Genomic DNA, 12061 nt, shown 5'->3' with positions numbered 1-12061 from the left:
TGGCAGGATTCGACCAGAGCGGGACCAGAGAGGGACGTGGATGGTAGAGGTGTGGCCGGGGACGCCGTACCCCCTGGGTGCGACGTTCGACGGCGCGGGCACCAACTTCGCGCTGTTCAGCGAGGTCGCTGAGGCCGTCGAGCTCTGCTTGTTCGACGCCGACGGCACCGAGACGCGAGTCGAGCTCACTGAGCGGGAGGCCTCGGTCTGGCATGGTTACCTCCCCCGGGTCGGCCCGGGCCAGCGCTACGGCTTCCGCGTCCACGGGCCGTACGAACCCGCCACCGGCCACCGCTGCAATCCGGCGAAACTCCTGCTCGATCCCTACGCCAAATCGGTCGAGGGCGAGATCGACTGGCACGAGGGGCTCTTCTCTTACCACTTCGGCAACCGCGACAAGCTCAACACGCTCGACTCCGCGCCGCACATGATGAAGTCGGTCGTGGTCAATCCGTACTTCGACTGGCAGGACGACCGGCCGCCGCGACACGCCTACCACGAGACGGTGATCTACGAGGCCCACGTCAAGGGTCTGACGATCAACCACCCCGACATCCCCGAGGCGGCGCGCGGCACCTATGCGGGGCTCGCCTCACCCGCCGTGATCGACCACCTGAAGTCGCTCGGCGTCACGGCGGTCGAGTTGATGCCCGTCCACCAGTTCGTCCACGACAACGGGCTCGGGCAGAAGGGCCTGCGCAACTACTGGGGCTACAACACCATCGGCTACTTCGCCCCACACAACGCCTACACCTCCGCTGGCCAACTCGGCGAGCAGGTGCTGGAGTTCAAGGCGATGGTGCGGGCGCTGCACCGGGCCGACATCGAGGTCATCCTCGACGTCGTCTACAACCACACGGCCGAGGGCAACCACCTGGGCCCGACACTGGCGTTCCGTGGCATCGACAATGCCGCCTACTACCGCCTCGTCGACAACGACCCGCGCTACTACACCGACACGACGGGCACCGGCAACAGCCTGCTCATGCGGCATCCGCACGTCCTGCAGCTGATCATGGACTCGCTGCGCTACTGGATCACCGAGATGCACGTCGACGGGTTCCGGTTCGACCTCGCGGCGACGCTGGCCCGGCAGTTTCACGAGGTCGACCGGCTGTCGGCGTTCTTCGACCTCGTCCAGCAGGATCCGATCGTGTCGCGGGTCAAGCTGATCGCCGAACCCTGGGACGTCGGGCCGGGCGGCTACCAGGTTGGCAACTTCCCGCCGGTCTGGACCGAGTGGAACGGCAAGTACCGCGACTGCGTACGCGACTTCTGGCGGGGTGAGCCGGCGACGCTCGGCGAGTTCGCGATGCGGCTCACCGGGTCGTCCGATCTGTACGAAGAGGATGGGCGCAAGCCGTACGCTTCGATCAACTTCATCACCGCCCACGACGGGTTCACTCTGCGGGACCTGGTTTCCTACAACACCAAGCACAACGAGCCGAACGGCGAGAACAACGCCGACGGCACCAGCGACAACCGGTCGTGGAACGCCGGTGTCGAGGGCCTCACCGACGAGCCCACCATCATCGCGTTACGCGACCGCCAGCGGCGCAACTTCCTCGCGACGCTGTTCCTGTCCCAGGGCGTGCCGATGATCCTGCACGGCGACGAACTCGGACGCACCCAGCACGGCAACAACAACGCCTACTCCCAGGACAACGAGATCTCCTGGGTCGACTGGGCGGCCGCCGACTCCGACCTCCTCGCCTTCACGCGTTCCGTCAGCCAACTCCGCGCCGAACACCCGGTCTTCCGGCGGCGCCGGTTCTTCGACGGGCTGGGGCGTGGCGACAAACTCGGCGACGTCGCCTGGCTCAAGCCGGACGGCATGGACATGACAGGGCGGGACTGGACCGCGGGGTTCGCCAAGTCGCTCACCGTCTTCCTCAACGGCGAGGCGATCAAGGAGCCCGGCCGGCAGGGCGAGCGGATCCTCGACGATTCGTTCCTGCTGCTGTTCAACGCCTCCGAGGACGACCTGGAGTTCACCATCCCGCCCGAGAAGTACGGCTCTGCGTGGGAGCCGGTGCTCGACACGGCCGACGACGACCTGCGGGATCGGCTCGCGGTGCTCGCCGGTGAGCGGGTCAAGCTGATCTCACGGTCGTTGCTGGTGCTCAAGCGGGTCTAAGTCCGGTCAGTCTGGCTCCTCGAGCGGCGGAGTTGATCAACGGCGGCCGAATCGGACAATGCACGTACGAGGTGTCCGTTTCGGCCGTCGTTGATCAACTCCGGTGCCTTGTGGGGGGCGTACCGGCCTTCGCGAGAAGCAGGAGTGGGAATAGCGGGCGGCGAGGCTCGGGTTTAGGTTAGTTAGCGACAAGCAAGTATTTGGGTCCGCGTCCACGCCCACCCACCCACGTTCCCGCAAGCCAGCAGCGAGGCAGTTTCGTGTCAGCCAGGGCCAGCGCACATCAGGTCCCCCCAAGCGCCACGAACGGGAGGTTCCGCTACGAACGGGACCACCCGCGTTACAGGTGGGTCGCGCTCTCCAACACCACGCTCGGCGTCCTCATGGCGACGATCAACTCCTCGATCGTGATCATCTCGCTGCCGGCGATCTTCCGCGGGATCCAGCTCAACCCCCTCGCACCGGGCAACGTGAGCTACCTGCTCTGGATGATCATGGGCTTCCTGCTGGTCTCGGCCGTACTCGTGGTGTCCATCGGCCGGCTGGGTGACATGTACGGGCGGGTCCGGATCTACACCTACGGTTTCGTCGTCTTCACGGCGGCTTCCATCGCGCTCGCCCTTGATCCGTTCATCCACAGCTCGGGGGCACTGTGGCTGATCGGCTGGCGGGTGGTTCAGGGCATCGGCGGCGCCATGCTGTTCGCCAACTCCACCGCCATCCTCACCGACGCGTTCCCTTCGGATCAGCGGGGTACGTCGCTCGGCATCAACCAGGTCGCCGCGATCGCGGGTTCGTTCCTCGGCCTGCTCATCGGCGGGCTGCTTTCGGAGTGGAACTGGCGGGCGGTCTTCTGGGTGAGCGTGCCGTTCGGAATACTCGGCACGATCTGGTCATATCGCTCGCTCCACGAGCTCGGCGTCCGTACCCGTGGCTCGCTGGACTGGGCGGGCAACCTCACCTTCGCGCTCGGGCTGACGGCCCTCCTGGCCGGGATCACGTACGGCATCCAGCCGTTCGGCGGTCACACGATGGGATGGACGAACCCGTGGGTTCTCGCGGCCCTCATCGGCGGCGTGGCGCTGCTGGTCGCGTTCTGTGTCATCGAGTCCCGGATCGCTGACCCGATGTTCCATCTGGGGTTGTTCCGCAACCGCGCGTTCAGCGCCGGCAACCTCGCCGGGCTCCTCGCCTCCATCGGGCGCGGTGGCATGCAGTTCATGCTGATCATCTGGCTTCAGGGCATCTGGCTGCCGCTGCGCGGCTACGACTTCGCGTCGACCCCTCTGTGGGCCGGCATCTACCTGGTGCCGCTCACCATCGGCTTCCTGGTCGCCGGGCCGATCTCGGGGTACCTGTCGGATCGGTACGGCGCACGCGCCTTCGCGACCGGCGGGCTGCTCCTCGTCACGGTGACGTTCGCGGGGCTCCTGATGCTCCCGGTGGAGTTTCCGTACTGGGCGTTCGCCGCCCTCATCGGGCTCAACGGCATCGGATCCGGGCTCTTCTCCTCCCCCAACACCTCGGCGATCATGAACAGCGTGCCGGCCAGCCAGCGGGGCGCCGCCTCAGGGATGCGCGGGACGTTCTTCAACTCGGGTACGTCGTTGTCGATCGGGATCTTCTTCTCACTGATGATCATCGGGCTGGCCAGCACCCTGCCGGGCACGCTCACCTCGAGCCTGAAAGCCCAGGGCGTTCCCACCACGGTCGCCGAACACGTGGGCCACCTGCCGCCCGTCGGAAGCCTCTTCGCGGCGTTCCTCGGCTACAACCCGATGGCGCAGCTTCTGGGTCCCACGGGCGTACTCGATCACCTTCCCAGCGCGAGCGTCGCGACCCTCACGGGCAAGGAGTTCTTCCCCAGGTTGATCTCGGCGCCGTTCCACCATGGACTTGTCATCGTGTTTCTCGCGGCTGCGATGATGACTCTCGTCGGCGCGTTCGCCTCGCTGTTGCGCGGCCAACGCTACGTCCACGACGAACGCCTGGCCCACCCCGCCAGGGACCTGCCTGATGACCAGGGAGCGGCCGTATGAACGCGGAGACTGTGACCGGAGCCGCGACCGCCGTCCAGCGCGAGGAAGCCACCCGCCTCTACCTCGCGATCGCCCGGACGTCCCGCTGGCTGCGCCGCCAGGGCGCCCCCGAACGCGGCGACCTCGGCCATGGCGGCATCTCCGCCCTCGCCACCCTGGCGCATGCGGGTCCGATGCGGCTGAGCGAGCTGGCCGCCCGTGAACAGGTCGCGCCGCCCACCCTCTCGCGGGTCGTGGCGTTCCTGGAGCAGGCGGGGTACGCGGTCCGTGAGGCCGACCCCAAGGACGGGCGGGTCAGCATCGTGCGCGCCACCGACGAGGGACGGCAGATCGCGCAGGGCCTGCGATCGGCCCGCACCAAGGCCCTCCAGGACCGGCTCGGGCGCCTGTCTGCTGAGGAGTACGCCACACTGCTCGCCGCCCTGCCCGCGCTCGAGGCGCTGGTCGGCGACGACGGCTAGTCGCCGTCGCAGGCGAGGAACAGGAACGCACCGATGAGCCACACCAGGCGCCGGCCAGGTAGCACTGTGCGGGTCCGCGTTCGCGAGGTCGACGGCACGCAGGTGCGCTACCGCGATGACGTGGTGGCCACGGAGGAGCCGCTGGAGATCCGGGTGGCCTGGCCGGGCCAGCCTCCCAGGTCGCTCGTGGTCACGATGCGGACCCCGGGTTCGGACTTCGAGCTGGCCGCCGGCTTCCTGCGTTCCGAAGGCCTTCTTCAGTCCCCCGACCAGGTCGTACGGATCGCGTACTGCACCGATCCGACCCTCTCCTCGGAGCAGTTGTACAACGTCGTGACGGTCGATCTGGCGGCTCCGCTGGTCAACCCGCCTGCCGCGCGGTACGCCGCTGCCACCGCGGCCTGCGGCGTCTGCGGTAAGGAGAGCCTCGACGAGCTCGAACTCCGTGGCTGTCAACCCGTGCTTGCCGGTCCGGTGGTCGACGCCGCGATGCTCTGCGCGCTGCCGGACCGCCTTCGCGCCGCCCAGGATGTCTTCAGTCGTACCGGCGGGCTCCACGCGGCCGGGTTGTTCTCCCCCGACGGTGAGCTGCTGTGCGCCCGCGAGGACATCGGCCGGCACAACGCCGTCGACAAGGTGGTGGGTTGGGCATTCCTCGATGGGCGGCTGCCGTTGTCCGGCTGCGTCCTCGTCACCAGCGGCCGCGCGGGGTACGAGATCGGCCAGAAGGCGCTCGCCGCGGGTATCCCCTTGGTCGCGGCAGTAGGGGCACCGTCGAGCCTCGCGGTGGATCTGGCCGAACGCTTCGGTATGACGCTGGTCGGCTTCCTACGTGGTGAACGCTTCGTCACCTACACCCATCCCGAACGCATCGAGTCGCCGCGTCAAAGCACACCCGCGAGCGAGACGATCGCCGAGTTGTCATAGGTTTCGCGGTCTCTAAGCCGAGAAACCTCTGACAACCCGGGCAGGCTACGGATGGGTGCCAGCCACCGAGAACCGCAGCTGCCGGCACGGGTGGTCCACCTCGGGTGGACACAGGTCTTCCGCCTCGACAGAGCCCGACGCCACCTCCTTCGCGGCGGCCGGCCAGAATGCCGCGGCCCCAGCGTTGGCATGGTCGAACTCCAGCCGCCACCGTCCTGGGAAACGCCGGAACAATGCCCGCGCCGCCGCCCGACCAGCGCCCTGGCGCCGGTGAGCCTTGAGGACAAAGAACTCCGCGACCTGGTTGGTGCCATCCTCGCACCGACGCATCAGCGCGAACCCGGCCAGCCGGTCGCCATCGAGAATGAAGAACGCCTGCCGGCCAGGCTCGACGAAGTAGTGGTCCAGGTAGCGGTAGGGATAGGTGCCGTGCGGGGTGAGCTCGAGGTCCCGAAACTCGGTGTAGTCATACCGGTAGAACTGCACCAGGTTGGCCAGCACCGCCTTGTGCCGCTCGGCCACCCGCACCAACTGGACGTGGGAGTTCACGAGGACACCCTGCCAGACCCGCGCTAAACCCGAATGATGCGGGCACCGGCGACCGTGCCGGCGTACCGGTCGGGTACGCAGGTGAGCAGGACGACCTGGCTGGACGCACCAGCGCGAGCAAGCAGCGACCCCATCGCGCCCAGCCGGCCCGGATCAGACCAGCCGAGCGCGTCGTCCAGCACCACGGGCACGCCGCTACCGTCGGTGGCCGTGAGCGCGGCGATGGCCAGGCGTACGACCGTCGCGAGCTGTTCGCGGGCGCCGGTCGACAGGGACGACACGGGAAGCTGGTGGTCGTGCAGGGTCCGGGCCCGCACCTCCAGGTCGTCGCCCAGAACCACCCCGAACGACGGGCCGTAGACGAACCGGCCGAGAGCGTCGATGCGTTCTCGGAGCGGCGCGGCATAACGCCGGCGCGCCTCCGCCCGATGCCGGGCCAGCGTGTCCCGCAGGCGGCTCGCGGCCAGTGCCCGGCGCTCGAGGGTCTGAAGCCGTCCCTCCACCTGGGCAAGGTCGGCACGTGCTCGCTCCACCGCTGAGGCGAGACCTTGGACGCCGGCCATCTCGAGCCGACCCTCGACCCGCCGGAGGTCGTCGTGCAGCTCCTCGACCTGTGCGGCGAGTTGCTGGCGCAGGGCGGCCGCCTCGCTGATGCGATCGTCGAGCTGCTCGATCCCGCTGGCCGCCAGTGTCTCCTCGACCTGCTCGAGATCGCGTACGACCGTCACCACCACGGCCTCGGCGGACACCACCGCCGCGGCGAGGGTCTCGTCGGAACGCGCCGAACGCGCGGCCACCAGCGCGGCCTGCGCGTCATCCCGGCGTTCTGTCTCCTGCTCGGCGCGGACCCGTGCTTCGGTGTCCGCGCCGCTCGCGGTCTCGAACTCCTTGCGGTGCTGGGACTCGCGAGCTTCGGCGTCGGCGAGCAGCCGGGCGGCGGTGGCCTCTTCCTCCTGTGCCCGCACGAGAGCGGCCCGGGTTTCCTCGACCGTGCCGGGCAGCGGGGACTGCTCGTCGAGCGAGTCGGCGGTGGCTTCCGTCTCAGCTACCCGGTCGGCCAGGAGGTCGCGGCGCGCGACCAGCTCGTCCGGCGACGCACCATCGAGCCGGCGGGTCAGAGTTTCGCGCGCGGTGTCGAGCGCGCGCACCGCCTCCGCCCGAGCCCGGCCGGCCCGGCGTACCTCCGCGACATCGGCGACGCCGAACTCGGCGAGCAACTCCCGCTCGGTGTGTTCGGCCCGCGCGTAGGCGGCGGCCAGCTCGGTCGCGCCCGCGCCGGGCCGTACGGTCACCTCGACCACGCCGGGCACCGCGATCGTGGTGTCGCGTTCGGCCCGCAGCTCGGCCTCGGCCTCGTCGAGGACGGATCCGCCGACCTCCACCTGAGCTGACCCGAGTTGGCGAACGACGATGCTGGGCGAGCCCGCGGCCAGCGCCGCGCGGGCCAGGAGCACCTCCCGATGAGCTGCCTCGGCCGCATCGACCGCGGCGTCGTCGATGGTCAACCGGGTGAGTTCGGATGCCGTACGGCGTTCCTGGACCCGCGCCTCCTCGACGTCGACCAGCCGCGCCGCCAGCTCGGCGAGGTCGGCCTGGTCGCGCAGCCGGGTGAGCTGGCCGTCGAGCCGGCGTACGGCAGAGCGGCGTTCGGTCTGGGCTTCCCGGGAGGTACGCAGAGCGGCGGTGCACGCCTCCAACTCTCGCTCACTGGAGCGGAGCGCGGCCGCGGCGGACAGGGCGGCTTCACTCGCGGCTGCCGCGCTGTCGGCCCGCTGCCGCGCCTCGGCCACCAGAAGCTGGCGGCGCTCCAGCTCACCGCGTTCGGCCGTCAATCGCTGGTTGGCGAGGTCGGCGTCGCGGCGGAGACGGTCGACCCGGGCGATCAGCTCCTCCCCCGCGTTCCGCTCCGCCTCCAGCTCGGCCGCCTTACCGGTCTGCTCGTCGAGGCGGGCGGAGAGGACGGCGAGGTCACGACCGAACCGCTCGGCGCGGGCGATGTCCTGCTCGAGGGCGGCGAGTCGGTCCTCTGCTTCGATGACCTGAGCGCGTACGTCGTCGCGGCGGGCCTGCGCTTCGGAGTATTCGCCCGTCGGCCGGCCGGTCCGGGTGAAGTAGCGGAGATACTCCCGCTCGACCGCCTCCACCAGCGGCACCGACGCACCGTGGTCGACCTCACCGCCCGCCGCCTCGTCGAGCGCGGTGAGGACGGCCGCCACCGAACCGGCCGCCGGCACCGAGAGCGCGTGCTCCTGTCCGACGATGAGCGCCGCCCACAACGTCTGGTCGACGTGCTCGGCGAACAATCGGCCGGCCTCGTCGTGCGCCTCCCGGCCGGTCCAGGTCTGCCCGCCCGGCTCCAGGCGCAACTCGGTCGCCCGCTGCCGGAACCACTGCTTGCGGTAGTGCAGGCGCACGTCGCCGAAGCTGACCTCCGCCCGCACCTCGGTGGGGACGTCCTGCCCGGCCGGCTGGACGGCACGCAGCTTGGCCGCCTTCGAATCGTCGGGCAGCTCGAACACCAGCGCCAGCGCCTCGAGCAGGCTCGACTTGCCGGTCTCGTTGTCACCGACGACGACCGTGACGCCGTTGGTGTCGAAGGTGACCTCGCGTTCGGCCACACCGCGGAAGTGACGCAGCACCAGCCGGTGCAGTCTCACGCCGCACCCCCGGCGAGCCGGTGCAGCAGGGCCAGCGCATCCGCCGCTTCGGAGTCGCCGGCGCCGGTCGCCGCGCGGAGCTCGTCCAGCGCCGCGCGGGCCGGGCCACTCACCGGGAGCGCGTCGAGCGCGGCGTCGTCGGGGAGCAGGCCGACGTCCCAGTGGCGGGTCCAGCGCTGGATCGCGGCGTACCGCTCCTCATGCGCGTCGAGCAGCATCTCCAGGCGGGTCAGGGCGCTGACGGACAGGCTCCCCCGCACCCCGAGGCGGACAACCGTGCGGGCCTTGTCTGGTTGGTCGCCGAGCCACGCGGACAACTCGTCGAGGGCCGCGTCACCGTCGACCTCGACCACCCGGGACAGCAGACGCCAGGTGCCGACGCGTACCGGTGTCACCGTGCACGACGAACCGTCCGGCCCCGCGCTGAGCTCCACGGTGAGGGCCTCGCCGGGGCGTTCCTCCTCCGGCCGGGTGGGTTCGGTAGTGCCGGAATACCAGATCCGGCCCGTCTCACCGACCGACGTACACGAATGCCGGTCGCCCAGGGCCACGTAATGCAGCCGTCCGTCGGCGATCGCCCGCTCCAGTGGCGCCGCGCGGATGAGCGCCGGGTCACCGACGTCGGGCGCGAGTGAGTCGACCTGGCCGTGGCCGACGAGGACGCGCAGCATGCCAGGAGGCAGTGGATCGAACGCCGAGACGTCGCCCAGCGGATCGGCGAGCAGCCGCCGGGTGCGCCAGGGAACGCCCACCACCTCGACTCCCGGCACCGGGGATCTCGGCCGGCTGTCGAGAAGGACGTCCACCTGGCTCGGAAGGTGCGGAGCGAGGGACGGGCTGGTCCAGACCGTGCCGGGCTCGAGCGAATCGTGGTTACCGGGCAGAAGAAGGACCGGGCAGTCGACGGCCCGCAACGCCTCACATGCCCGCAGGACGACCTGCCGGTCGACCTGGTTGGCGTCGAACACGTCGCCGGCCACCACCACGAAGTCCGCTCTGGCGTCCCGGGCGACCGCACCCAGCCGCTCGATCGCGTCGATGCGCGCCTGACCGTAGCGAGCCTGGGCTTCAGGCCCGAGGAAGCGGCGCATCATGCCAAGCTGCCAGTCGCTGGAGTGCACGAACGTGACCCGCGCGCGGCTCGGCGCGGCGGTCGGGGTCATCGCGGCGGTGGCGGCCATGGTGCTCCGCACGCTAGCGGGCGCTGCCGACAATGCTGGGTTGCCACGCCCGGCGCCGCCGTCCTGGGAGGCTTGTCACATGCCGGACCCGACCAACGACGTCTCGACCCGCCGTGACCCGGCCAGCCGCGGCCGCGGTTCGAGCAACCACACGGTCGCGGTCGTCGACATCGACGGGGTGCTTGCCGACGTACGCCACCGCCTCCACCACCTGGCGGTGACGCCCAAGGACTGGGACAGGTTCTTCGCGGCCGCGCCGTCTGACCCTGCGTTCGCGGAAGGCTTCGCCGTCGTCCGCGAACTCGCCGATCGCTACGGCATCGTCTATCTCTCCGGCCGCCCCGAACGTTGCCGGCAGCCGACCGAACGCTGGCTGACCAGGCATGACGCACCACCCGGTCGGCTGATACTCCGGCGTGCTGGCGACCGCCGACCGGCCCGCCAGGTGAAGGTCGGTGAACTCCGCCGGATCGCCAAGGCCTCCACCGTCGCGGTCCTCGTCGACGACGACCCGGCCGTCTGCGCCGCGGCCCGGGCAGCTGGCTTTCCGGTCTTCGAGGCTCAGTGGGGTACGTCACGTGACGACACCGGCCCCGCCGTCAGTGAGACCCTCTTCGACGCCCAGGAACGTGAGGGCCGGACATAGTTGCCCGTTTACCGGCTGACCTGCGTTTATGCCTGTGAGATCAACGTCGCGAGCGGTCCATATGTCCGGGAACCGGTTGTTAACGAATCAGACACGTCGTAGAGTCTGTCGCGGTCGCGTCACCTTGGTGCGGCTACGACCCGCATCGCCTAACTCCGCCCAGCGGTGTCGTATTACCCGGAATTTATCGACTGGGCGGAGACGGAGGACCCAATTGCGGGCTCCACACTGTGGAGTCCTGGGGTGAAGCCACATTTCGTGGCCGGGCAATTCCTCTCGCCCGAACCCGACAGCTAACTCCGCCGGCGACGGGAGGGAATCAGATCAGCATGCCCTACAAGGCAAAGCATCGCGGCGCAAGTCGACCACGCAAGGCCGCCAAGACGCTCACCAGGACCGCAGCACTGACCGGCGTCGCGGCCGCGGTTCCGATCGTCGGCATGTCCGCGCCCGCGCAGGCCGCGTCACTCGACACCTGGGACCGCCTGGCCCAGTGCGAGAGCAGCGGCAACTGGAGCATCAACACCGGCAACGGCTTCTACGGCGGCCTGCAGTTCACCCCCTCGACCTGGCGAGGTTTCGGCGGCACGCGGTATGCCGCGCGCGCTGACCTCGCGACCAAGGCAGAGCAGATCGCGACCGCCGAGAAGGTCCTGGACGTCCAGGGCTGGGGTGCCTGGCCGGCGTGCTCGGCCAAGCTCGGCCTCGGAGCCGCCGACAAGGGTGGCAGCCCCGGCACTCCGCCCGACGCGACCCAGGAACGCGAGCGCAGCGACGCCAAATCCCGCACGTCCCGCAGCAGCGACCGCGCCAAGACCAGCACCAGCACCAGCACGCGGACCAGCAGCACCGTGCGCAAGCCGGCGGCCGGTGCGATGTACCTCATCCGTCCTGGCGACACGCTCTCCACGATCGCCGCGGCCCAGAACGTCGACGGCGGATGGCGCGCGCTGTGGAAGCTCAACCGCAGCCTGGTCGGCGCCAACCCCGACCTCATCTTCCCCGACGAGAAGCTCCGCCTGGGCTGATCTCGACCACTTCGCGGCGTCCCATCCCCCCATTGTCATGCGCGGGGCGCCGCGGAGTGGTGAGCGTCGTAAGGTCTATCGCATCGGGAATTCCCAACGAGACACCGCGAATTCCGCGCAGCTTGCTGCGGAATATGTGCGGGCACAATAGTCCGGCGATCCTGGGCAGGTATTTCAGAAACCTCAGGGCCGGGAAATACTCTCTGGCGAGACGGAATTTCGGTCACCACTCAAGGCATGGAGACTTATCCGGGTCTGAGAGCCTGTTGCTTAATGCGCGCCCTTTTGTAAAGAGTGGGGAAAGCCCGCGGATTCCAGCGTTGGACGAGCACTCAGTGGAACCCTGCGCTCAGAGCAGCTCGCCTGCTGAGCGTGGGGCTGCGGCCTCCGGTAGACCTCAGGGATGAACATCGTTCTCATCTATCAAAAAGCAACA

General features: G+C 69.3%; 9 protein-coding genes and 1 riboswitch. Of the genes, 6 read left to right on the top strand and 3 right to left on the bottom strand.

Annotation, left to right across the window (positions count from 1 at the left end; genetic code table 11):
• Positions 1–40 precede the first annotated feature (40 nt).
• The 4 genes from glgX to fdhD all read left to right on the top strand — a co-directional run bounded on the left by glgX (position 41) and on the right by fdhD (position 5564).
• On the top strand, positions 41–2137 hold the full coding sequence (gene glgX, locus B141_RS0102580; protein ID WP_020573608.1) for a glycogen debranching protein GlgX: 2097 nt from the start codon (positions 41–43) through the stop codon (positions 2135–2137).
• Positions 2138–2397: 260 nt separating this feature from the next.
• The gene (locus tag B141_RS0102575; RefSeq protein ID WP_020573607.1) at positions 2398–4176 is read left to right on the top strand and encodes an MFS transporter; all 1779 of its coding nucleotides are present in this window, start codon (positions 2398–2400) and stop codon (positions 4174–4176) included.
• A complete protein-coding gene (locus tag B141_RS0102570) occupies positions 4173–4637 on the top strand; it encodes a MarR family transcriptional regulator (RefSeq protein WP_020573606.1) in 465 nt (154 codons plus the stop codon). Before B141_RS0102575 ends, B141_RS0102570 begins: the two co-directional genes overlap by 4 nt.
• A 33-nt stretch (positions 4638–4670) precedes the next feature.
• A complete protein-coding gene (gene fdhD / locus B141_RS0102565) occupies positions 4671–5564 on the top strand; it encodes a formate dehydrogenase accessory sulfurtransferase FdhD (protein ID WP_084678059.1) in 894 nt (297 codons plus the stop codon).
• Between the two features lie 45 nt (positions 5565–5609).
• Here the strand turns inward: fdhD and B141_RS0102560 are convergent, their stop codons facing one another.
• Genes B141_RS0102560 through B141_RS0102550 form a run of 3 tightly spaced genes read right to left on the bottom strand, consistent with a single transcriptional unit; the run spans position 5610 to position 9951 of the window.
• Positions 5610–6113: a GNAT family N-acetyltransferase gene (locus B141_RS0102560; protein WP_020573604.1), complete on the bottom strand. Its 504-nt coding sequence runs from the start codon at positions 6111–6113 to the stop codon at positions 5610–5612.
• 23 nt (positions 6114–6136) lie between these two features.
• Entirely contained in the window at positions 6137–8770 is a 2634-nt protein-coding gene (locus B141_RS0102555) for an ATP-binding protein (protein ID WP_020573603.1), read from the bottom strand.
• A complete protein-coding gene (locus B141_RS0102550) occupies positions 8767–9951 on the bottom strand; it encodes a metallophosphoesterase family protein (RefSeq protein WP_237742604.1) in 1185 nt (394 codons plus the stop codon). The genes B141_RS0102555 and B141_RS0102550 overlap by 4 nt, the downstream gene beginning before the upstream one ends.
• A gap of 79 nt (positions 9952–10030) precedes the next feature.
• On the opposite strand from B141_RS0102550, the gene B141_RS0102545 reads away from it, so the two are divergent.
• Together B141_RS0102545 and B141_RS52120 are read left to right on the top strand one after the other, a co-directional pair.
• On the top strand, positions 10031–10597 hold the full coding sequence (locus tag B141_RS0102545; RefSeq protein ID WP_051113952.1) for a phosphatase domain-containing protein: 567 nt from the start codon (positions 10031–10033) through the stop codon (positions 10595–10597).
• Between the two features lie 166 nt (positions 10598–10763).
• Positions 10764–10919: riboswitch (cyclic di-AMP (ydaO/yuaA leader) on the top strand.
• Between the two features lie 7 nt (positions 10920–10926).
• Positions 10927–11625: a LysM peptidoglycan-binding domain-containing protein gene (locus B141_RS52120; RefSeq protein WP_020573600.1), complete on the top strand. Its 699-nt coding sequence runs from the start codon at positions 10927–10929 to the stop codon at positions 11623–11625.
• The last annotated feature ends 436 nt before the right edge of the window (positions 11626–12061 follow it).

Origin of the sequence: Actinopolymorpha alba DSM 45243, assembly GCF_000373925.1 — a bacterium.
GTDB lineage: Bacteria > Actinomycetota > Actinomycetes > Propionibacteriales > Actinopolymorphaceae > Actinopolymorpha > Actinopolymorpha alba.
Note: the sequence above shows the minus strand (reverse complement) of the source record. Positions and strands in the feature narration are given on the sequence as shown.